This window comes from Methanolobus psychrotolerans (genome assembly GCF_002243045.1).
In the GTDB taxonomy this organism is placed as follows: Archaea; Halobacteriota; Methanosarcinia; order Methanosarcinales; family Methanosarcinaceae; genus Methanolobus; species Methanolobus psychrotolerans.
Genome location: NZ_MBKP01000005.1, coordinates 1 through 23,407 on the forward strand (window position 1 = coordinate 1; position 23,407 = coordinate 23,407).

22 protein-coding genes and 1 pseudogene are annotated in these 23,407 nt (G+C 43.0%); 7 read left to right on the top strand and 16 right to left on the bottom strand.

The genetic code is table 11. From position 1 onward, the window contains the following. From BB781_RS02270 to BB781_RS02345, 16 genes and pseudogenes are all read right to left on the bottom strand, one after another. A pseudogene (locus BB781_RS02270) lies at positions 1 to 680 on the bottom strand (cobaltochelatase subunit CobN); the annotation flags it as partial. 147 nt (positions 681 to 827) lie between these two features. Next, positions 828 to 6,071 (bottom strand): cobaltochelatase subunit CobN, encoded by a 5,244-nt coding sequence (cobN, locus tag BB781_RS02275; protein ID WP_094226886.1) that lies wholly within the window; start codon positions 6,069 to 6,071, stop codon positions 828 to 830. A 159-nt stretch (positions 6,072 to 6,230) separates the two neighbouring features. Then, the gene (locus BB781_RS02280) at positions 6,231 to 6,599 is read right to left on the bottom strand and encodes a DUF2149 domain-containing protein (RefSeq protein ID WP_094226887.1); all 369 of its coding nucleotides are present in this window, start codon (positions 6,597 to 6,599) and stop codon (positions 6,231 to 6,233) included. After that, complete coding sequence (locus BB781_RS02285; RefSeq protein WP_094226888.1) at positions 6,596 to 7,219, bottom strand: MotA/TolQ/ExbB proton channel family protein; 624 nt, start codon at positions 7,217 to 7,219, stop codon at positions 6,596 to 6,598. The genes BB781_RS02280 and BB781_RS02285 overlap by 4 nt, the downstream gene beginning before the upstream one ends. A 2-nt stretch (positions 7,220 to 7,221) precedes the next feature. Continuing rightward, entirely contained in the window at positions 7,222 to 7,896 is a 675-nt protein-coding gene (locus BB781_RS02290) for a DUF2162 domain-containing protein (protein ID WP_094226889.1), read from the bottom strand. Positions 7,897 to 8,305: 409 nt separating this feature from the next. Continuing rightward, positions 8,306 to 8,455: a 30S ribosomal protein S27ae gene (locus BB781_RS02295; RefSeq protein ID WP_094226890.1), complete on the bottom strand. Its 150-nt coding sequence runs from the start codon at positions 8,453 to 8,455 to the stop codon at positions 8,306 to 8,308. Positions 8,456 to 8,457: 2 nt separating this feature from the next. Continuing rightward, complete coding sequence (locus BB781_RS02300; protein ID WP_094226891.1) at positions 8,458 to 8,754, bottom strand: 30S ribosomal protein S24e; 297 nt, start codon at positions 8,752 to 8,754, stop codon at positions 8,458 to 8,460. Next, positions 8,729 to 9,328 (bottom strand): GTP-dependent dephospho-CoA kinase family protein, encoded by a 600-nt coding sequence (locus BB781_RS02305; protein ID WP_094226892.1) that lies wholly within the window; start codon positions 9,326 to 9,328, stop codon positions 8,729 to 8,731. The genes BB781_RS02300 and BB781_RS02305 overlap by 26 nt, the downstream gene beginning before the upstream one ends. Next, entirely contained in the window at positions 9,329 to 9,514 is a 186-nt protein-coding gene (spt4, locus tag BB781_RS02310) for a transcription elongation factor subunit Spt4 (protein WP_094226893.1), read from the bottom strand. Between the two features lie 19 nt (positions 9,515 to 9,533). Next, complete coding sequence (locus BB781_RS02315) at positions 9,534 to 10,100, bottom strand: DNA-directed RNA polymerase (protein ID WP_094226894.1); 567 nt, start codon at positions 10,098 to 10,100, stop codon at positions 9,534 to 9,536. Between the two features lie 77 nt (positions 10,101 to 10,177). After that, the gene (locus tag BB781_RS02320; protein WP_094226895.1) at positions 10,178 to 10,546 is read right to left on the bottom strand and encodes a DNA-binding protein; all 369 of its coding nucleotides are present in this window, start codon (positions 10,544 to 10,546) and stop codon (positions 10,178 to 10,180) included. Continuing rightward, a complete protein-coding gene (locus BB781_RS02325; protein ID WP_094226896.1) occupies positions 10,543 to 11,769 on the bottom strand; it encodes a translation initiation factor IF-2 subunit gamma in 1,227 nt (408 codons plus the stop codon). The genes BB781_RS02320 and BB781_RS02325 overlap by 4 nt, the downstream gene beginning before the upstream one ends. A 245-nt stretch (positions 11,770 to 12,014) precedes the next feature. Beyond that, a complete protein-coding gene (locus tag BB781_RS02330; RefSeq protein ID WP_094226897.1) occupies positions 12,015 to 12,770 on the bottom strand; it encodes an RAD55 family ATPase in 756 nt (251 codons plus the stop codon). 122 nt (positions 12,771 to 12,892) lie between these two features. Next, complete coding sequence (locus BB781_RS02335; RefSeq protein ID WP_094226898.1) at positions 12,893 to 14,050, bottom strand: formate--phosphoribosylaminoimidazolecarboxamide ligase family protein; 1,158 nt, start codon at positions 14,048 to 14,050, stop codon at positions 12,893 to 12,895. 78 nt (positions 14,051 to 14,128) lie between these two features. Continuing rightward, complete coding sequence (locus BB781_RS02340; RefSeq protein WP_094226899.1) at positions 14,129 to 14,734, bottom strand: stage II sporulation protein M; 606 nt, start codon at positions 14,732 to 14,734, stop codon at positions 14,129 to 14,131. 4 nt (positions 14,735 to 14,738) lie between these two features. Next, complete coding sequence (locus BB781_RS02345) at positions 14,739 to 15,587, bottom strand: DUF63 family protein (protein ID WP_340637503.1); 849 nt, start codon at positions 15,585 to 15,587, stop codon at positions 14,739 to 14,741. Between the two features lie 230 nt (positions 15,588 to 15,817). Between BB781_RS02345 and BB781_RS02350 the strand changes: the two genes are divergently transcribed. The 7 genes from BB781_RS02350 to cfbB all read left to right on the top strand — a co-directional run bounded on the left by BB781_RS02350 (position 15,818) and on the right by cfbB (position 23,111). Next, positions 15,818 to 16,852: an NAD(P)-dependent glycerol-1-phosphate dehydrogenase gene (locus BB781_RS02350; RefSeq protein ID WP_094227035.1), complete on the top strand. Its 1,035-nt coding sequence runs from the start codon at positions 15,818 to 15,820 to the stop codon at positions 16,850 to 16,852. A 42-nt stretch (positions 16,853 to 16,894) separates the two neighbouring features. Then, positions 16,895 to 17,344, top strand: a complete 450-nt coding sequence (locus BB781_RS02355) for a UPF0179 family protein (protein ID WP_094226900.1) — start codon at positions 16,895 to 16,897, stop codon at positions 17,342 to 17,344. Positions 17,345 to 17,430: 86 nt separating this feature from the next. Next, positions 17,431 to 18,057: a DUF2150 family protein gene (locus BB781_RS02360; protein ID WP_094226901.1), complete on the top strand. Its 627-nt coding sequence runs from the start codon at positions 17,431 to 17,433 to the stop codon at positions 18,055 to 18,057. A 75-nt stretch (positions 18,058 to 18,132) separates the two neighbouring features. Then, positions 18,133 to 19,512: a coenzyme F430 synthase gene (gene cfbE / locus BB781_RS02365; protein ID WP_094226902.1), complete on the top strand. Its 1,380-nt coding sequence runs from the start codon at positions 18,133 to 18,135 to the stop codon at positions 19,510 to 19,512. Positions 19,513 to 19,705: 193 nt separating this feature from the next. Then, complete coding sequence (cfbD, locus tag BB781_RS02370) at positions 19,706 to 20,842, top strand: Ni-sirohydrochlorin a,c-diamide reductive cyclase catalytic subunit (RefSeq protein ID WP_094226903.1); 1,137 nt, start codon at positions 19,706 to 19,708, stop codon at positions 20,840 to 20,842. Beyond that, a complete protein-coding gene (gene cfbC / locus BB781_RS02375; protein WP_094226904.1) occupies positions 20,842 to 21,633 on the top strand; it encodes a Ni-sirohydrochlorin a,c-diamide reductive cyclase ATP-dependent reductase subunit in 792 nt (263 codons plus the stop codon). Before cfbD ends, cfbC begins: the two co-directional genes overlap by 1 nt. Before the next feature lie 11 nt (positions 21,634 to 21,644). Further along, on the top strand, positions 21,645 to 23,111 hold the full coding sequence (cfbB, locus tag BB781_RS02380; RefSeq protein WP_094226905.1) for a Ni-sirohydrochlorin a,c-diamide synthase: 1,467 nt from the start codon (positions 21,645 to 21,647) through the stop codon (positions 23,109 to 23,111). The last annotated feature ends 296 nt before the right edge of the window (positions 23,112 to 23,407 follow it).

Sequence of the window (23,407 nt, forward strand, 5' to 3'; positions counted from 1 at the left end):
GAAAGTAGCTCGGCGCTGGCACCGTATGTTGAGTTAGCATATTCAATGAAAGTGTATTCAATCAGATCACTTTGGTCGATGCTCTGACTGGCAATCTCAAGAGCCTCGTTCTCAGAATAAGCTTCAGAGTAAGCGATGTAAGTGATCCTTGTCCTCATTGTCAGGTACTTGAGAAGGTTCTCGGCATTCTCAATACCTGCATCAGTTGTATCGATTCCCTGATAATATGTGCATATTGGATCGGGTTCAGCACAACCGGAGATATTGTAATCAAAATAAGAAGGGGTGGTGCTGGAACGGATACTGTAAAGTTCGGCTCCATTATCCTGTGCAGCCTTAAAGCTCTCATTTATGGTACCATTGTAAGCGTTGAATGTCTTGCTCCCCATCATATCACAGAAGATAACATCCTGGGTTTCAAGGAAACCACTCTTAGCAGCGGAAAGTAGCTCGGCGCTGGCACCGTATGTTGAGTTAGCATATTCAATGAAAGTGTATTCAATCAGATCACTTTGGTCGATGCTCTGACTGGCAATCTCAAGAGCCTCGTTCTCAGAATAAGCTTCAGAGTAAGCGATGTAAGTAATTTTCGTTTTCTGTTCTGCACATGCAGCAACACTCGTTAGTGCTGTCATCAACAAAATGCTTAATACCAATATCGATTTTATTTTCATTTGCATGTTATCCCCCGATAACTTGTAAGGGCACTCCCTGCTTTGCTTGGCGGCTTGAGGGAGTGTCCACAGTTTTTCTATCTATTCTTTAATTCAATTCCTTAATTATTGTAAAAAAGCACAAAAAATAAAATGTGCCAGAATGCTGATCTCTCAGAATTGTCTCCTCCTAACAAAACCCATATAGATGGCACCGACACCCCCCAATACTAAAACAGAGGCAAGAATATCGGAACCTGATATTGAAGGACCGCTGTTTGATGTATCCTGAACAGTACTCTCCTTTGTCATCTCATAGCCTTCTATATAGTTGTCCTGGTTCGGGGATCTCAAAGATGCTTCCTGTTCAAGATCTGTTCCTGCGCCTGCCTCCTCCATGTATGTCTGGTTGCCCGAGCTTGTCTCCACGATGCTGAGCTCTTTCCCGGTGTTACCTGAGCTGGAAGAAGAACTTGCCGGGCTTGCTGATGGATCAGTTGGAGTTGGAGTTGCAGTTGGAGTTGCAGTTGTAGCTGCTTTCATGATCGCCCTGTACAGGTCAAGTTCGGCCTGGCTGAGCTCTCCTGCATTAACAAGTGCCTGTGCTATACCATCTACGAACTCCTGGTTCAGTATATTCCCGCAGGTGTGATGGCAGCATGTTGCACCGCTATCGGCTACGGACTTGATCTGCTCGGCAACAAGACTTCTCAGGGCAGCATCAGAAGCATCCCAGTTACCTTTCCTGGCGGTCTCGGTCATCCTTGCAGTCATTGCCTGGTAGGCGTATGGGTTGTTCTCCTTCAGCCAGCCGCTAAGCTCGGCATTGGCGAAGTAGTTCTCATACACCTTGTTCCATATGTCATCACTAATGAGGTCAGGGTTAAGGGCTTCCCATCCCCATAGGTTATCAAGGAAACTCTCCATCTCACGGGCGCCTTCAAAACCATGCTGTTGCATGCCGCTCATCCAGGATGGGTTGAAGTACCTTGAATATAGTTCGTTTGCAATATAGGTCTGCAGTGTCTGTATCTCAAGGTCACTAAGGTCCTGCAGGTTCACTACATAAGCTTCAGGAGCATTGCCAGAGATGTATTTGATGGCATTGTACAGTCCACCCATATATTGGTAGAAGTCATCTGTGTCAAGTGAGCCGTATGTACTGGAACTCCTGCTGTGGAAAATAGCCCTTGTGTCATTGAGGTTGTTCTCAAAGACCATCGAGTTGTCGATGTCAATTACCTGGCCAGTCTGCATCTTAACATATTCAGCTATGTTTTGTCCCCAGATGTTCTCTCCGTAGACATAACTCATCTTGTTGACGTAGAGTTCTGCAAGTTCGGTGTTATTCTCCCATGTATCACTGGCGTCCACTGCATTTGCCATCCCTGTACCGTAGGCACCGTCAGCCGGACCGAATACCCTGAACAGTGCGATGTCAAGTGCAAGGTCTTCATCTTTTATAGTATCATTCATGAAAGACTGCAATGCATCTGTGTTCTGTGCAACATAGTTGTCGTATAAGTCCGTCTCTTCCTGTTCATATGCAAGCCTTACAGCCTTGTCGATGAGTTGAACCTTCATCGGGAAAGTATCCCTGTACAGACCTGATATCTGCACAATGACATCAATGCGTGGCCTTCCAAGTTCGGAGGAATCGATGAACTTAACGTTCTCCACCTTGCCGTTAGCAGAGTTCCATACAGGTTCTATTCCCATCATATAGAGGAGCTGTGATTCCATTATACCTTCATGGCGTGTGGACTCACCTGCCCAGAGTATGTATCCGACCTTTGTGGGATATTCTCCATTAGTGGCCACGTACTCTGCAATCCATTGGTCAACAAGGGCCTTACCCTGTTCCCAGGATTGTTGTGTAGGAATGAGCTGCTCATCGAAAGCATAGAAATTGCTGCCAGATGGGAGAGTGTCCGGACGCAGTACCGGGTCACCGCCAAGATTTGGCCGTATGTATTCCCCGTTCATGGCTTTCAGAACCTGCTGGATCTCATTCCCGGTCTCAGAGAGCAGTTCTGCGTAATAGATGGCGGTGTTCAGGTCAGCTTCAACATCTGCTGAAGTAGTACCCAATACCTGCACCTGTGCAGCAGTCATATTCTCATCGTCAATCAGGACTTTTGACAGTATGTCATAGTGTGCAGATTCCGAACTGTTATACGTTGCCACCTTTTCTGCAAACCCGCTGCCAAGCATGGAATTGACCATTCCCACAAGTGCCTGGTCTTCGGGTGCCTCTCCCAGTATGTGCAGTCCGTATGGCATTGACAGGCTCCTTAGTTCATAGAGTACATCCGTGAGCTCATCAAGGAATTCATCAACTGTCTCGTTGCTGTCAGCCAGGCTCATGTTGACATGCTCATCAAGCCCAAGCTCAACGGCCAGGCCAATTATGTCCTGCAGATGAGCCTGTTTCAGGTTCTCATCCTCTGCAAGAGAGGTTTGGTAGGAAGTTATCTCACTGCTGAGAGTACTGTAATTGCCGTAAAGACCGGCAGATATCACAGGTGGTATCAGGTGATCGATAACTACAGCATTGCCCCTGCGCTTTGCCTGCATGCCTTCACCCATGCCATCCATAACGTAAGGATAGATGACCGGAATATCACCAACCATAAGTGCAGGCCATTCGTCACTGAGAAGACAGAAATCTTTACCTGGTAACCATTCAACGGTCCCGTGCCTTCCCATGTTCACCATGACATCGGCATCGAACTCATGCTGCAGCCACAGGTAGAATGCAATGTACTGGTGATGTGGCGGCAGTTCGGTATCGTGGTAGAGTGCCTCATTGTCCTGCAACCATCCTCTGGTTGGCTGCGGTGCAAGGATCACATTATCACTGAGCCTGATCTCCGGGATAACAATGAAACTTTCCCCGTTGTCGTCTGTGTGGACCATTATCTTCCCGGGAGCCTCGCCCCACATATCAACGACTTCTTCCCTTCTCTGTTCGGGGAGGTCGTTGAACCATGACATATAGGTACTTTCAGGAAGCAGCACAACCTCTCCCGTATCAACAAGTGCTTCAAGTTCCCCAGGTGCCCAGGTACCGACATTCCTTCCCTGGTATATCATAAGGTCCACAAGTTCTGTCTTGTTGGGTAGCAGGTTACTATCCACATTGTAACCTGCATCTTCCATACCTTCCAAGAGGTTGACGATACTTGGCGTGACCTCAAGATACGATGCCCCGATGTTATCCTTGCCTCCGCCGTGGTTATAGTAGATGATGGCAACCTTCTTGTCAGATTCATCTTCAATGCCAAGTTTTGCCTGGGCGATGGTGCGATCGATGAGCCACTGGACCTGACCTTCATGAGTTATGTATTTCTCAACAGTGCCGTTGTCTTCTGTGAAAGTTTCCAGAGCACCGATCATGATAGGATCTATAAGTCCATCCGTTTCAGGCCCGTATATCCTCAGCATGTTTGTAACAGGCAGAGGGGTGCTTGTTTCTATCCACTGGCTTGTGTTCATGTATCCGTTGAGCACAGCATTCATCACAGGAACACCAAGTTCTTCAATGTCAAAGTAATTCCCACGGTAGTGGAAGGAAACAACAGCATCCACTTTTGTTTGATTGCTATGGTTCAGATAAGGATCAACATAGTATCCGGCTTTCCCGTAACATGCAATTACATTGACACCTTTTTCTTCAAATCCTTCTATGAGTTTATCGATTGGGTTCATGTCATCAGGATAGTATGAACTATAGAATGTGATGCCGATGGTTGATGCATTCTCATCAAAGGCATGTCCTTGCGTTCTGTTGGTATACCAGTCAAAATAATCTGTTGCATCACCTGTGAAATACTCAACAGGTGAATCTGTCATTGCAGGATGATATATAGCTCTTGACAATCCGCTTGGTGCTTCTACTGTCAGGTCAGCACGGTCATAGTATTCCTGTGCCAGGAAGAAAATAAGATTATCAAAATTGCTATCATCGAAAGAAGCACCGGACCAGTAAGATGATAAGAGCTGTTTAAAGTCGGTGTCATCATATTCTGAAGGAGGGGTGTAATCACTTTCTGGCAAATAAGTGTTGGAGCCGATTACCAGTGCACCATTCTCAATGGCCGTCTGAATCGTATCCTCAAACTCTGCTGCACTCTGGGTTACCATCACAATGTAGATGATATCCATGTTGCTGAGGTCTATATCTGCTGGCAGTTTCGTTGTAAGGTAGTAACTGGCTGTGATATTTAAATCAGGGTTGGAGTTAATCCTCTGTGTAAAGTTGGCAAGTTCTTCTTCATAGGATGAATAACCTGTTACAATTGATATGTTCAGATGCGGTGCATTAGTGATTTCAGTAGTCACTTTTTGTTTTAACAAAACCAAGTCACTTGCTTTGTAGTAATAAGTACTTCTCGCATACAGGTAGGTATTTCCTGATATTGAGGATTTGCTCAAGTAAGCCAACACCTGTTTTTCATCAATCTCAGATCCGCTTTCAACTTCAACTGCAAGATCTGTAATATCCGAACTGTTAACTACTACATCGACTTTTCCATTATACCATCTCCATTCATCATACATGTTTGAATAAGAGAGGTTAACGGCATAGAGTGTATATTCACCATTTGGAATATCCTCAAAGACAAAATTACCGTCCGCATCACTGGTAGTATTTGCAATTAATTCCTCAGTATCACTGTCTAAAAGAACAACGGTACTTGCTTTGTAGTAATAAGTACTTCTCGCATACAGGTAGGTATTTCCTGAGATTGAGGATTTGTCCAAGTAAGCCAACACCTGTTTTTCATCAATCTCAGATTCGCTTTCAACTTCAACTGCAAGGTCTGTAATATCCGAACTGTTAACTACTACATCAACTTTTCCATTATACCATCTCCATTCATCATACATGTTTGAATAAGAGAGGTTGACGGCATAGAGAGTATATTCACCATTTGGGATATCCTCAAAGACAAAATTGCCGTTCGCATCACTGGTAGTATTTGCAATTAATTCCTCAGTATCACTGTCTAAAAGAACAACAGTACTTGCTTTGTAGTAATAAGTACTTCTCGCATACAGGTAGGTATTTCCTGATATTGAGGATTTGTCCAAGTAAGCCAACGCCTGTTTTTCATCAATCTCAGATCCGCTTTCAACTTCAACTGCAAGGTCTGTAATATCCGAACTGTTAACTACTACATCGACTTTTCCATTATACCATCTCCATTCATCATACATGTTTGAATAAGAGAGGTTAACGGCATAGAGAGTATATTCACCATTTGGGATATCCTCAAAGACAAAATTCCCATCAGCGTCGCTGGTCGTGTTAGCAACTAAGTAGTAGTCATTTCCGTTTGCCGATACAACCGTTGTCAGCAGTGCCATCAACAATATGCTTATTACTAGTATTGATATACTTCTCTTTTGCATGTTATCACCCGATAGCGTGTGAGCACTTCGGAAGCGCCGCCAAGCTTTTTCCGAAGTGCCCGAATCACCTGTTTTCGTTCTTTAGTTCCCTGAATTTTATATCATATTAAATTTTAATTGTTTTAAAACAATTAAAGTTGTGTGAATTTGAGAAAAAAATTAAGTAGAGGTAGTGTTCGCCCCCTCCTCTTCCGGTACATAAACTACCCTTCCATCTGCCAGCTTGTAGGCAGTTCCAAGCGCTTCTCCTGTTCCACCGCCTATCTGGTCTGTCATATTCAGGACTTCAATGGGTCTTCCTTCTTCCTTGATTATTATCTTCATGTCCTTTTGCCCAGGATTCTTAACTATTGTAATATCGTCTGTGGGACTGAGCAGTTCAGGAAGCTGGTAAGACATCACAAGTGCCACCAGCAGTGCAACTGAGAAGACCATTGCGATGTCAAAGAGGTTAGCAACTCCTGTGAGGGGGTTTTGTTCGTCCTCATTATTAATTAGTCCTGTCCGTCGGTATCTTCTCCTTTTCACTCCCCTACCTCCAGGGTATCGAGGATATAGTCTATATCAGCCATATCCTGCCAGTACCACCTTTTTCTTACCTGGGTGAGTACATATCCGATTGTTCCTGCAAACAGTCCGATAACAGTTGTAGCAAAAGCTATCATGAGGTTGTTTGCAAGTTGTACGATGTCCCCCTGTGACAGGCCTATCAGTGCAGGTCCAAGTGGAATAAGAGTCCCCATCAGGCCAAGCATTGGTGCAATGGTTGCAACGATCCTTGTCTGTTCAAGTCTCTTTGCCATCCGGATCTCATATTCCTGTGAGAGCCATTCAATAGCAGGTATCATGTTCTTTTCAAGATGGTCTGCAGCAGAAGTTGCAAAACTTGTGACCATGAAATTCTGTTTTACATTGCGCAAGGATCCGGCGGCTTTTCCAAATTCCCGGGATTTGATATGTTCTCTTACCTTGTTACAGCAAAGCTCAAGGTTTCCTATATCTCTGTGTCTTTTTGCATATTCTGACAGGAATTCTCCTATAAGCATCAGGGAGAAGACCACCAGTAATATTAGTATGATAACTACTGGGTACAGCAATGAAGCTGAAAAAGTGTACAATATTCCAAACAATGAAGAAGTAGCATCCATTTTTATTGACCTCTTATGTTATTGAGGGCATAGCCTCCAATTATGAATAGGGCGAATATCAACAGCGGAACAATTTCGAGTTCTCCTCCACTACTCAGTGTCATGTTGAGTTTCTTTGCTTTGATGTAAGCAGGAACTACCATTGCTCCAAGAAGGTAGAAAATTCCAAGAAACATCATTGCTGTTCCAAGATCTTCAGGTGTTTTTTTCATTTTTCTGAAGACCCATGTTGAAGATATTACTGAAATAAAGAAAACAAATCCTACCAGGATCCCTATTTTCCATCCGCTGATCTCAAGGGTTGATGCCAATACCATGCATGATACAAAAAGTGCAGTCAGGCAAACCGGACAGGGTACGGAGATCACAAGGAAGGTCTTCTTTGAAACGTCATGGCCACATGACCATTTTTTTTGTGTATATATGCCAGCGCCAATCAGGACCAGCGCAACGAAAACATGCAATGTCATTCCAAGATTGGAAATACCTTCCAGATATGACTGGTCCACCATTTCCACCAGACTTCCAAGGATTATGGAAATGATGAAATAACCACTTGCAAGTATTAGTACATCTCTACGTTTTACAGTGGAAAATCCACATCCTACGCCTGTCTTTAATCCGAATATGAAGATGCCTATAAGTATGCCTATCACGGCTGCGTAAACGTAACTCATCGAATCCCCCTTTTTTTATAATATGGTATATATTTTATTGCCACTAATTATTGTATTAATAATAGTTGCATTTGTAGTGTTTTACATTATGCAACTTATTTGATTTAATCATCACCGTTTACTTTAAAACTAACATATGCAATCAATGTGCCTATAATTAAACCTTTCGGGATATCTATGTATAAAATACTTATCAGTAGGTTGAAATCTTTATGATGAGCCTAAGCAACTCGTATGCAGTAATTATTATATTTTTTATAAAATAATCTATGGATCATCATGTAACCTGATCAATGCTGCAAATGCAAAATAAATCCATAATTTAATACAGATGTCACTAACGAATCAGATTTAATGTCAAAAAAGTCTAAAAATAAAAAAACAACCCACGGGGCTGTATCATGTGTTATTATTTCTTAAATTCGGTGTAGTTGCATTTGCCGCAGGAGCGCCTGTCCTTGTGCTCTGCAAGAAATACACCCTCGCCACACCGTGGGCAGGACTGGCGTGTGCGCTCAATAGAATCGCCACTGACCTTGTAGTAATCTTTTACTGCCATGATTATTCCTCTGATTTTTCTTCAGGCTGCTTGTTCCTTTCAAGAACGTATGCTTCCTCGACCTGCTTCATGCGAGCTTCATCGTCATAGATTTTGACGTATCCTTTAAGTTCCTGCCTACCGAACTCGTTGTCCATTTTCTGTACAATTACAAGTTCCAGTGGTACTGTAAGCATAGCTGCAAGTTTGCCTTTCACATCAGTTCTTGATGGTGTTGCTCCGTCAAATGCAACTTTGAGTTCTAATTCACGCCTGTTGAGAAGTGCGTTCTTTTTATCTTTTATGATTTTGATATCCATCCAGTTTCCTCCGAATAATCTCGATTTGTTCTGTAGTATGTTCCTGTTCGTTGAGTATCTCAGTTAACAGGTTCTTCATTTGTTCCTTTTTAGGTAGTGTTATCTTGACAAGTACAACACCTTCATCCGGCTGTCCGTAAAGAACAGCTGATCCTTCCGGTGCCATAAGAATCGCAGGTACAGCAGCCAGATCCTCCTCGCCGCGCACAAATATCCTGACATGTTCATCTGTATTCAACGCATTTCCTACAGCGTCTATCAGATCTTCGGTTATTACCCCGGCTGGATTGTCAACGGATATTTCAGTGAACCCTTTATGCTTGGTACCCACTACGACCCGGTTTGATGCCGGTCCGCGTTTTGTGCGTTCATCCACAATTAGGATGTCCGGTATTATTCCAAGATTGAGCAAGTGGAAGGTAGTAACATCACCCACGGATATAAGTTTTGTGGGGCTACCCAGGTCCTTGGAAAGTTTTTCGATAGTGTCATCGCCTTTACCCCTGTAAAGACATCCAAATATCTCTTTAAACTGTGGACGAAGTGTATCGGGTAAAGTTAACTGAAGGCCCAATTAGCGCACCTTCAATGCATACTTGTCTGCAACCCTTATGTCCATTTTCTTTGCTATCTCTGAGCGTTCCGGATCGATAATTATTATCATTCCACTCCAGTCAGAACTGAGATTGCTTGAACCGCAAATGGGACATGTCTGACCTGCAATTATCCGGTGGCATTCCCGACAAACCTGTTCACTCATCTAATACTCTCCGATATTATTATTGTTCTTTTTCTGCGGATGGCTTTTTAGCCTCTTCGAGCCATTCGAATTTACCCAGGGAATGCTGGCGCATTGTAAGTCCTATCTTACTTTCCCTTGGATCTCTCTCATTGATGCTCACCGCAACTATACGTGCCCTTACTTTGTCTCCTTCGGCAAGTGACCTGCCGCCAGTCTTACTGACAAGTCTTCCATTCTTGCCGTCATATGACATGAAGTCATCAGTAACCTGACTCACGTGAAGGAGTCCGTCCATAGCTCCAATACTGATGAAAGCTCCAAAGTCAACGGTTTCAACAATTTCTCCTTCTATGACTTCCTGTATCGTTGGTACAAATACGATCGCTTCAAACATTGCATCGTAATATACAGCACCATCTCCTACAAGGATATGTCCTTCTCCTATCTTATCTATCTGGGTGATGGCAACGATTGCTCCTATCTCTTTGTCTATCCTGCCTTCAAGTTTTTTTCTCAAAGCATTCTTGACATTTTCGTTAACATCCTTGCCTAAAAGATCGGGTGCAACGCGAATTGTATCGGCAAGTTTCATCTTTTTGTACATGGTGACTAACTCCAATAATCCTGTATCATTAGCCTTTAACAACTTATATGATTTTAAACTGATCTCTTATGTGATCATTACGATATTATCTCAAGCCTGTTCTTCTGTCGCAGACATATGACCGAAATGTTTCTGTTTTCCAGCCTTTTCCTAAGTCTGATATCATTTGTGAGCACAGATGCGGCAAGACTGGTTGCAAGGTCTAGAATGATATCATCTGCGTGTCCGTCAGCAGGGATTATCTCGCATCTGTCTACCATTGACCGTGCAACCTTTGCAGCTATTCTGTCCTGACCCTTGAGATTATGTGTCAGAATGTCCAGTTCGTTGATAACGGATGTAGGGACTAGATAGTTATCATACCCTAATCTTTTCAATTCTTCAAAGATATCAACATTGAACTGGACCGGTATCATCAATGCGTTAGTATCAATAATTACCTTCAATCCTTAATAACTCCTACACCTATTAGGCGCCAGCGTGAACCTACACGCCTGCTGATAGCTACAGTGGAGCCTATCTCTGCACATACAGGTCTCTTCAACTTAACCTCAGCAATATCTTTGCGGGCACTTGTGACAACACCTACTGTGGTGGCTGTACCAACATTTAACATAAGTGGCTCACTGGTTTTTATAGGGCCGATCTCTTCTTCATCAGAAACCCCTACTACTCTTTCCAGCAGATGAAGCTCAAGTTTGAAATCATCATGTGTAGGTGGCAATGTTCCTGGCAGACCAGCAACTTGTCCTGTCAGTGAATCACTTTTTGTAAGTGTCGGGTCAAGAGTTGTACCGACAGCGAGCAATCCTCCGGGAGTTGCTTCTTCCACATGGTCCTTGCCTGCAATTATCTTTGATATCTTTGTTTTGATTGGTACCCATCGTGTACTTCCATCACTTTCAACCTTCATACCGGGTCTGATTTCAAGTTCATCATCAGGGTGCAGGACACCTTCTGTAAGTGTGCCTCCAATGACTCCGCCTGTTATCCTATTTATAGGTGTTCCCGGTTTGTTAATGTCAAAAGACCTTGCAATAAGCATATGCGGGTGTTTATCGATTTTGTGCACAGGGGTTGGGATCATTTTTTCCATCGCCATGATAAGTGCATCAATGTTAATGTTCTGTTGCGCTGAAATTGGTACGATTGGTGCACCTTCGGCAACTGTGCCTTTAACAAATTCCTTAATTTGGTGATAGTGTTCGATGACTTTTTCCCTGGAAACAAGATCTATTTTGTTCTGTACAACGACAATATTCTGGATGCCTACAATGTTCAGTGCCATCAGGTGTTCTTTTGTCTGAGGCTGTGGGCATGTTTCATTTGCTGCGATAACCAGTATCGCACCATCCATTATAGCTGCACCGGATAACATAGTTGCCATCAATGTTTCGTGGCCAGGTGCATCTACAAATGACACTGTCCTTATCTCTTCTGATGGTTCGCCGCATCCTTCACATGTATCTTTGACTGTATAACACTGGGGTTCTGGGCAGTTAGGGCATTTTCTGAAAGTAGTGTCGGCGTATCCTAGTCTGATAGATATTCCACGCTTCATCTCTTCACTATGTGTGTCTGTCCATACTCCTGACAGCGCGCTGACAAGTGTGGTTTTTCCGTGGTCGACATGACCTACCATGCCGATATTAACACAAGGTTGACTCAATTTTTGATTTCCCTCCCGGTTGGGCAATATTCTAAAAGTGTAATAAATTTAGTATGGGTTAAAGTTTAATAGATTACCTATTTAGATTTGTGGTGTATCATTCGATTAATCATATTTAAATGATTTCGAACAAACCAGAAAATGCAAATACTATGGTATGGCAAACCATGCCTTATTCTTTTAATGATGTATATACCTTACTATGGCATATACTACTTAAAGAATAGCACCTGTAAATACTGTTTTCACAGTAAAGGCCCCAGTGCACCTTTTATCATTTCATCCCTCTGGAATATCTTCTCTATTTTTATACCTTCGTGTGTGATCTTGAAGTTAAGAGGTTCCAGTGAAAGATAAGTACATCTCATTTTAGGAATATACATTTGGCGCATGCCTTTTCCGGTTATAGGGTCCCGGTCCATGAAAAGTTCTATGTTTCCAAAGGATGTGTGTTGTGCGATGGCATGTTTAACTCTTGATTCTTCATGGCCTATTAAAAAAAGAGTGGTACACTTTTTAGCAAAAAGAATATCATTGATTGTAAAAAATTTGTCCGCAAATTCTTCTGTGCTGTGATAGAGGGACAACATGTCAAGATTATCTATTACTACTATTTCCACGTCATCAGGTATGTCTTGCACGTTCTGGACACAATCTTTTTCCAGGAAACCTATTCCTGTCCCATGTCTTGCAGCATTGTAGATCTTGTTTGTACGCGTTTCAAAAGCTTTCTTTATAAAGAGGCTTCCTTTATCAATACATGCCTGAAAATCGATTCCTATGCTCAGAGCCTGTTCCAGAAAACTCTCTACGTTAACATGAGTAAGCATAAGCATGCACTTTTTTCCGTCTTTGCATGATTTGTAAAGGAAATGGGTTGCAAGAATTGTTTTCCCTGAACCAGGGGGACCACTTATCAGGATGCCTTGCTGTAGTGGATAACCTCCTTCCAGTATTCCATCCAGTTCTTTTATTCCGGTTGGGACTCTATTGATATTCATGAGCAGTACTATTATACACACAATTATATAAAAAGGCTATTATTCACAGGTGTATATTAATTTAAAGTAAAGAACAAAAAAAGGAGTCTGAACATTGGTTCAGACTATAGTATTAAGCCAGTTCACGTTATTATCTTCTCAAGCTTATCTGTCTCAATAGCCCTTCTGATCTCAAAGGCAACGCGGCGACCAGTGCTCATTTGCTTTCTCCAGGTGGTGTTCCCGTATGGGTGTCCGACTGACATATGTACATTTGTTCCACCGCCAACCCTGGGTGCTACATCATATATGTAGAAGTTCAGGTCCTTGTCAACACAGGTCTGCAGGCAGAACGGACCAATAACTCCGGGGTCATAATACTTGTTTGCCGCTTCTATGTATTTCTCGGAAAGCCTGAATACTTCTTCAAGAAGAGATTCCCTCAGGGTTGCAGAGTTGTGGCCGCAGACGGTGTATTCCGGCGTGAGCTGGTGCTCTGCAAGTGTCATCTGTTGTGGTGCAGGCAGACGAACATGTCCGTCCAGACTTGTTTCAAATCGCCAGTCAACACCAAGGATCTCAAGTTTGTTCATCTCTGTTTCGATGGGTGAATAAAACATGTCAAAGTTGAATACAGGACCTATCACATAACGTTCAATTCTTGCATTGTCAAGTGCATCCTGAGTAATGACTCCTTGTTTCAGGAGGGATTGTGCTTTTTTCTGGTATTCCTCATAGGTTCCTGCTGTGAAGAATCCTCTTTCCAGCTTTTTTACTGCATGAGGGAGTTTTACCATCACAAGTTCCTCTATATCTTGCGGGTCATTGATTCTCTCAGGGAAGGGCAATCCTGCTTTTTCAAGTAGCCAGTAATAGTCACGGTCTATGCCTCTCTCCTCACTGCGAAGCATGTTCCTGCTTCCTACAAGAGGTACTTTGAAGTCATTTTCTACTTCATCGATGCCGCAATAGGATGTAAAGGAACGGTTAGGTATGAAAAGTACATTTTCTTCAACTAGTTTTTTCTGGTTCTCAGGCTTTGTGACCTCGTTGAACTTCTTCAATGAAACGTACTCATCCACAATACCACGGATAATTTTGCCATTGCTGTCCCTCTGTGACTTGAAGTACTCTGTGTATGTCTTTTCACGGCCCTGCTGGCATACTGCAAATGTCCTGAAATTCTCTTCAATTGCACCGTCAAAGACATCAAGTGCTGAGTGTGATGCTACAGCACCTATCTTTACCTTATCCAAATCATAATTTTCAATGATCTCTGCGATCTCTTTTCTGTCTATCATTATTTGCCCTCGGTTTTTTCCAGACATTGTATTTACTATTAATAAACCTGTTCACGTCACAAATGTTTGGCTGGAATCTTAAATACCGGTTATCATGTAAATTACTATAGGTGTTATGAAAGTCTCTATTACAGCTGCAAGAAATATCAGCGGAAACAGCCAGTGAAGATAGAACTTGATTCCCCGGATGATCTCTGCTTTAAGGTCTGCAGGCTCTGAACGAAGTGTCTGCAATGCCACATAGCCGATCTTCATCCCAATGGCAGATGAGACTATCAGCATTGGTATTTCGATTATGCCATGAGGTGTCAGGCCTGCTATTATGAACAGTGTCCCATTTTCAACTACCTGGAAATGCGCAAAGACGCCCAGGACAAAACCGTTCAGTACCAGAAATCCAAATGGGATTATGCCCAGAGCAAAACCCAGCAGCACCGCGAAAAACATTTTCACAGCATTGTTCACAAATATCAGCAGCATTATCTCTAAAGGCGAAAGACCCTTAATCATTTCTGCGAGTTCTTCCAGCCCTGAAAGTGAATCCAGTGCATATGAAGGGTTGATTGTGTAATAGGCGTAACCTGTAATAGTTGACAATACAAAGATTAACAGGCTGGTCCATATGAATGGTTTCAACTCGTGAACGTATGTCCTGAATCTCTCTCTTGTATTTTCGTCGTGCATTGGCTTAGACTCCGAATGCCATCCTGATGGTGTTCCTGCATGCAGGCGATAATCCAAGGACTATGATGACAAGTTTCAGAAAGGTCTTTAATGTCTGTGATTCTTCATCCTCTTCAAAATGATTGTCAAGTAGATATAGTACCGGGATGAATATAGATAGTTTTAACGGATACATAACAAATGCAGTACCTGTAATATCTATTAAATATGCTGGAACCACATGCTTTTCGTAATATCCGAGAAAATCGATTCCTGCAATGGTAGAAGATGCATCCATGAGATGAACCCATAGTATTGTTATATTGGTTTTGCTTCGGAGTAGATCAAAACCTATACGGTCGAATACGATTTTTATAATATATACTATCATGCTTGCCGCACATATGACAAAGACTGGTACCCAGGGAAGAACCAGATCTTCAAGGTAGAACAGGACTACAAGATTTGCCACAAGCCATGCAATCCCAAAGCCTGCAAAGTTCTTCCGGTAGTCTCCGCTGCCTTTTGCCTTTACGAGCCATTTTGAAAGAACAAGGAAGAACACTGTTATTACAAAGACTACAAAATAGATATTTGGAGTTATGAATAAGTAACTTGCCGGAGGTGTGAGTATTCCAGTATCCTCTATAACCCTGAGAGATGAACCTGCAAGGATAAAAGGGATTACTGATGCAGTAAACTTATCATCTATCTTTATATCCAGTTTTTTCAACAACTTTACAACGCCGAAAATACAGATTCCCAGCAAAATAGCCCATGTAACCGTATTAACGATATTGTAGCCACTATCATGTAAAATAGGGTCTATGTAATAATCATTAATGAATCGGGTAACTTTATCTATTAATGGCATTATAATCACAGCAGTAACATAATATAGGAATATCCTAATACCACTAACATTTAAGAGTTTATGGGAAAAGCGGAATAAATCAAGAGAAACTTCCCCATACAAAGCCTGTCATTTTTCTTACAGGCTAATATTTATTAATATCCGGTACAAACTTGATTATACTATAACATTCAATTACACAGTTTTTGGCAGGTATATTAGTGATCCCGACAAAAGGCAAAAAAAAATGGATGCAGTTACCAAGGGATGTTGTTGTAGGTCCTGATGTTATTTATGATGTAAAGGACGTTTGTGATGACCTGAAACTCCGTGAAGGTGCTTTTATTGTTACGGGGCATAATACTAAAAAGATAGCCGGGGATGTTGTATTTGACCTGCTCGATAAATGCGGTTATAATCCTTGCATAACGGTTTCAAATGAAGCATCCATGACCGAGGTCAAAAAAGTGGTTTCTCAGGCAGGGGAAGCGAATTCAAAGTACCTCATGGGGGTGGGAAGTGGTAAGTCCATTGATGTGGCAAAACTTGCAGCTACACAGCTTAACCTGCCTTTCATAAGCGTGCCTACTGCAGCATCACACGATGGTATTGTGTCTTCAAGGGCTTCGATACATGATAAAGGTAAGAAGGCATCCATAGAGGTCGATGCTCCCATGGCCGTGATAGCGGATACTCATATAATATCCAGTGCACCTTACCGTTTACTTGCTGCAGGATGCGGGGATATTATCTCCAATTATACTGCTGTTCTTGATTGGGAGCTTGCTCACAGGCTAAGGAATGAGCCTTTCAGTGAATATGCAGCGGCTCTTTCCAGAATGACAGCTCAGATACTGATGGATTCCCCGGAAGATATCAAACCAGATATGGAAAGCTCTGTGAGGATAGTTGTTAAGGCTCTGGTATCAAGTGGTGTTGCCATGAGTATTGCAGGCTCCTCACGGCCCGCTTCAGGATCGGAACATATGTTCAGCCATGCACTTGATATGGTTGCACCAAACTCTGCCTTACATGGTGAACAATGTGGAGTAGGCACAATAATGATGATGTACTTGCATGGCGGGGACTGGAAGAAAATAAAGGAATGTCTTGATATAATCGGGGCACCGACAACAGCTAAGGAACTTGGGATTGAAGATAGGTATATATTAGAGGCGCTTCTTGTTGCACATAAGATACGTCCGGAGAGATATACTATACTTGGTGCGGGTCTTACTCCCGAGGCTGCTGAGAAAGTCGCACGCTTAACAAAAGTGATCTCATAGTCATTTAAATTATAGTCAAATTCAATTAATCAAGGTGATTATATGACAGATACTAACACTACCATTACACTTATCGGTTCAAGGCTTGCAAAAGAAGGCGGAGATTTCATATTCATGGGTGAATCTCGTGAGTGTAAGAAATGCAAGTTGAGGCGAACCTGTATGAATCTGGAGCCAGGTCGTAAGTACCGTGTTGCAAAGCTCAGGGGTGATACTGTCCACGAATGTTTCATTCATGATGGCGGTGTGCTGACAGTAGAGGTTGAAAGTGCTCCTGTTGTTGCTGCAATTGATTCCAGAAAGGCAGTAGAAGGTTCTAAGGTGAGCTACGAGTCTCCAAAATGTCAGGATTTCGATGACAGCGTATATGATATACTCTATCCCGAAGGTCTTAAGGACGGAGACAAATGCACAGTTGTAAAGGTGCTCGGTCCAATGGACGAAAGTATGGTGCCAGGGTGTTCCCTTAAAAAGGTGGAGCTAAAATTATAGTTTCGTTGCGAACATCTTTTATATAAAAAGCAATTCACAGGAATAAAATGAAAAGATCAAATTCATATTATTATAGAGGTATTTAAATGTCAGGGAAGGACGGTGATGTATTCCATCATGATTTTTATACAGCAGAACGCTGGAATAACTGGATCAACCAGGTAAAAGAAAGCAATTTCAAATTTGATGAATCCGACGAGCCCCAGGGAAAGGAAGGAGCCATCTTTGTCAACATGGAGGATGACATCATCCTTGCATGCCTGAAGATAATTGCAAAACAGGAAAAAGGTCAGATATCCCAGGAATCTGCATTGCAATATATTGCGCAGATAAGGGACATTGCACTTGCAGAGATCGATTCTATCTCAGAGGATGCAGATATGATGATCGATTCTCTCCAGGCCTCCCTCATGGGTGGCTTTGCAGCATGTGAAGCTTATCTGAGTGGTGACTATGATAGCAGTGTCGACATCGGGGACCTTGTAAAGGTTGCACTTGAAGCCGAATCTTCTGATGATATCGAAATCGCTCTTGGTACTATTGCAGAGATCGGTGCCCTTGTTATCAGTGGGAAGGAACTTTCGGAGAAGGTAATGGAAGAAGTTCCTTATGGTCTTGTCGCAGAATGGCTTGATGGCATTGATTCAATAGCCGCTGCAATGATAGGCTCTGACAGTTACAAGGATGATGAAGAAGACGATGGAAAGAACTAAGTTATTCCCATTCTTTATTTTTCATCCGTATCTTTAACTTATTTTTCTCTTTTAAAATCGATATTTTGTGGTACTATGTTAGACCATGCCAACATTGCAGTTCTTGACCTGACACATGCAGGCATCATCATTGCCGAAAAATTTGTGGGTCTTGGATTTAATGTAACAGCAATAGATGCTTACAGGACTGTGAATAGAAATGTTCTTAAGAGACTCGAATCAGATTACGGTATAAAAACTTCAAAAGACCCAGTGCCTGTTGATGAGTTTGACATTATAGTAAGTCCTGTACATCTGGATCCCGGATATGCCATGCTTTCAGATGCCCGAAAAAAGGACATTGAGATTATGACTCACCACAAGGCTGTTGGTATTATATTATCTATGACAGGTTCTCTTGATGATTCTACTGTAATTGAGGTCACGGGCTCGAAAGCCAAAACCAGTTCTGCTTCCTTGCTTGCTGAAATGCTTTCAAGGAAGATGAAAGTCATACTTCATACTTCCAGAGGACTTGAATTATGGGAGCAGGGATATTCAAGAGTAGTCCACCTGGGATTAAGCATAGCTCCCGGAAGTGTGCTACTTGCGGTTGACCGGCTTGATGAACTGGGTATTGCTGCAGATTGCTATATCTTTGAAGTCTCTATTGGCCTTACCGGGTTTGCTGATGTGGGAATTATCACCACGCTGGAGCCCGATTACATGATAGCAGCTTCAACTTCCACTTCAAGTGATTCCAAAGTAACTGTGCTTTCCGATGGCAAACCGGATGAGGTCTTCTTCCTGAATGCAAGGGACAGGAAAGCACTGGAGAAATCAAAGAAGAACAACAGGACCTTTTTCACATTTAGCGATTCAGAGGGGCGAGATGCAGACCTTCAGGTGCACTTTGAGGATGATATGGCTAATACTCTAGTTTTAAAGCACAGGAATGGTAGTTTTTCCTCAGTTCTGTCGCCTTGTTACAACTCCAGGTCGTATGTAACTGCTTTTGCAGCTTCAGGTTCTGTGGCTATGTGGATGGGAGTGTCTGAAAAAGATATCTCCTCAGTCATTGGTTCTTTTGAAGGCCTACAGGGGAGGATGCAGGAGAAGGAACTTTCCGGAAGAAAACTGATCGACAATTCCAACTCCGGTATGGATATACTTTCAGTTGAGCGCTCTTTTGACTATGCTTTAAGTAAACGAGTGGCGGGTTGTGGCAGGGTAATCCTGGTACTTGGTGAGGAAGCTGCCCAGGTTTGTGAGGGTCTGCCACCGGAGGATGTTTCGGAGTTTGTCAGGAGGCGTGGTGCGGACATTGGACAATTGGTACTTGTAGGTGAACGCATGCGGGAACTCGATCAAGATAATGTTGTTTTTGCTCCCGGACTTGAAGTAGGGCTTAAAATGGCACTTGAGGTCTCTTCACAAAAGGATATAATATTGTCGTGTGTGAAATGTTTCAGGTGAGGTGATTCCTTTTTTTATATCCTGTGTCTTTATACTGTTTTTTATCATATCTTTATTCTTCGTTTTTTAATCATGATTAGTGCTTTTATACAATAAAGAACTAGATAATGCAGAAAAACATAGAGGCATTAAGTATACTATTTATTACGAAATTAAACAAATATAATAATGAGATAACTCTAAAGTGATATATATGGCGGAAAACGATATCTCAATAATACACCCGCGGCCAAGTTCCATCGTAGCTGCGTTATACACATTGCGTGACCTGAATGTTGATGTTGCTATACTTCACGGTCCTCCCGGATGCTCATTTAAGCATGCAAGACTTCTTGAAGAAGATGGCATACATGTTGTGACCACTGCTCTTGATGAGAATGGCTTTGTCTTTGGAGGACGCGATGAACTTTCATCTTTACTTGTAAAGGTGAATAAGATGTTCAATCCCAAGCTCATTGGTGTTGTTGGTACATGTGCCAGTATGATCATCGGTGAGGAGCTTCGAGAGCCGGTTCTGGATGCGAATCTGGATGTGCCTGTTATAGAAGTAGAAGTGCATGCAGGATACCCTAATAATACAAAAGGTGTTCTGATGGCACTTGAATCTGCTTGTGAGGCTGGCGTTATTGATGCAGTGGAGCTTAAAAGACAGAAATTCCTTCTTGAGGAAGCTACTAATGTTGAAAAGCGCCATGGTGCGGCCAGCAGGGAATATCTGGCACCTTCACGTGGAGACCTGAAGTACAAGGTTGCTGAAAAGATCATAAATCATCTGAAAGATGGCAAACGCTGTCTTACTATTATGAATGCCAAGAAAGAGACCGGCTATATGTTCGCCGACATCACTGTTGCCATTAACGAAATGGCTGTTCATCTTGGTGTTGAAGGAAATGTCATCAATATGGCAAATGTGGATGATAATGTTGGTCTACCAAGGGTTCGCCATCATGCGACATGCATCATGAATGACTTCAGGGAAAAAGGTGTCACTATACACGAGAACATCGGTGGCATGGATGAATACCCAATTACCGGTGAGAAGGTAAGCGAACTGATCGCTGAAAAATACAGTGACTTTGATTTTGCAGTCATTACCGGTGTTCCCCACGCGATACCCATGGACAACCTTTTTGGAATGGAGGTAATTTCTGTTACCAATGGTCCAAGGCAGGTTCTTCCTTTAAAGGAAATGGGACATGAAAATGTTATTGTGGAGATAGACCTGCATCCAAAAACACTTGGTGTGAACCACATCGTTGAGTCCGAGTTCGGAGCAACGATGCGTGAAGTTGCAAAGGATATGCTGGACGGGGAATCGGAGGCTATCTGATGACAAATAAAAGAATAGCCATTTACGGCAAAGGTGGCATCGGTAAGTCAAGTACTGCTTCCAATGTTGCAGCAGCCTGTGCCGATGAAGGCTATAAAGTAATGATAATCGGATGTGACCCAAAGAGTGATTCATCCATCACACTTCTTGGTGGTAAAAGAATACCAACTATCCTTGACCTGCTCAGGCAAAAGCTCGATGTTACTGAAAAAGACATTGTCTATGAAGGTTACAAGGGTGTCAAGTGCGTGGAAGTAGGTGGGCCTGAACCTGGTATTGGCTGTGCAGGACGCGGTATTATTGTTGCCATACAGAAACTCAAGCAGGTATGCAAGTCCATAGAAGATATGGATCTGATCATTTATGATGTTCCGGGAGATATTGTGTGCGGCGGCTTTGTTGCGCCGATACGCAAGGGACTTGTGACTGAGGCTTATATCCTCACATCAGGTGAATACATGCCATTATATGCTGCAAACAACATTTGCAGGGGGCTTGCAAAGATAGATACCAAACTATCTGGTATTATCTGCAATTCCAGAAGTGTCACCAGGGAAGAGGAGATAGTAAGGAAGTTCTCAGAGGAGATTGGCAGCAAACTTATGGTTTTCATACCAAAGGAGCAGGTTGTTCAGGACTGTGAAAGGGATGGTTTCTCGGTGCTTGAAAAAGCTCCTGATTCGCCGGTTGCAGGTGTCTATCGTGAGCTTGCGCACGCTATTATGTCCAACGACAGTTCGGTTATGCCTACAGCTCTTGAAGATGAAAGGCTGCGTGAGCTTACACGTTAAGGTTGACGACAATGTCCGACAATCCTCCTGTCAGGGAAGCAAAGGAAATACCAAGGATACTTCTGTCTGCAGGCAGTTCATCCTCGGGTAAGACCACGATTACCATTGGCCTGCTTGCGGCTCTTACCGAGGCCGGGTATAAGGTCCAACCTTATAAGGTGGGGCTGGATTACATAGATCCCAGTTACTATTCCGAGATAACAGGCCGCAGGGCTCGCAATATCGATGGTTTCCTTATGGATGAGGAGGGTGTGAGGGATGTTTTCATCCACGGAACAGAGGTTGACAACGATGCTGATATCGCTGTTATTGAGGGTGTCCGTGGCCTGTATGAGGGCTTTGACAGCTTTTCGGATACGGGCAGCACCGCACAGATAGCCAAGATACTGAAATGCTCTGTTATTCTTATCATCAATGCAAGGAGCATTACCCGCTCTGCTGCGGCTCTGGTAGGTGGTTTCAAGGCATTTGATAAGGATGTGTATATCACCGGTGTCATCCTGAACAATATAGGCGGTCCCAGGCATGCACAAAAAGCCACAGAGGCCATTGAATTCTACACAGGCATTCCTGTAATCGGTGTTATCCGCCGTAACAATTCCATGAAGATCTCAATGAGGCATCTGGGGCTTGTTCCTGCAATAGAGGAGCGCCGCAGGGCTGATAATTTCGATGAGAGGATCGATTTCATTAAGAATACCATCAAGGATGGCATTCAGATAGACCGCTTGCTTGAGATGGCTAATACAGCTCCCGCTCTTGAGCGTCCGAAAAAGACCGTTTTCACTCCTCGCAAGATTGAAGGAGAGCGCCCGGTCATCGGTGTTGCTCTTGATGAAGCTTTTAATTTTTACTATCATGACAATCTCGAACTGCTCCAGATGGCAGGAGCCGATATCAAATACTTCAGTCCCATCCATGACAAAAAACTTCCTGATGTGGATGGCCTGTACATCGGTGGCGGCTACCCCGAGCTTTTCGCGGCAGAACTGGAAAACAACGTTTCCATGTGTGAGAATATCCTGGATGCTTCACGCTCTGGCCTGCCCATCTATGCGGAATGCGGCGGTCTTATGTACCTGACCGAAAAGCTGAGCACAGGAGTAAAAGGCAAAGGAGCCTATAACATGGCAGAGATGCCTGAATCCACCCATGATATGGTGGGTGCACTCCCCGGCCACACTCTCATGGGCCACAAGCGTGTGGTCAGCTACAATATAGGTTCACTTGCCATGGACACAGTCATCGGAAAGGCAGGCAACGATTTCCGCGGTCACGAGTTTCACCATTCCGAAGTGACCGAGATCCCAGAGGATGCGAAGTTCGCCATCCAGCTTTCCCGTGGCACTGGCATCATCGATGGCTGGGACGGACTCACGGTTAACAATACACTTGGATGTTATGCTCACCTGGTTGCGAGTTCTTACAGGGAGTTTGCGGGAAGCTTTGTGGATTTTGTAATCAGTAAAAAAGTGTGATGAACTTAAATCTAATCGTTTTATTAATTACCTAAGTATAAAAGCTTTTCAATATGCTTAGTTCTTATTTTTAGTTTGGAGTTCTTTTGCAGCATCCGCGAGCTCATTTAATTTAAATTGGATGTAAATTCCATAAATCCTGACTTCCGCCTTTTTAGGCGCATACGCGTCTCTTGATGCGGAAATATGTGCTTATATTTTACAACATTATTCCGTTTGGCAAGAAGTAAAAATCAAATTCTAGTGGCGTTTTCTATTTACATCTCCTGCTGATATGCGCTTAAAACTTGGGAACT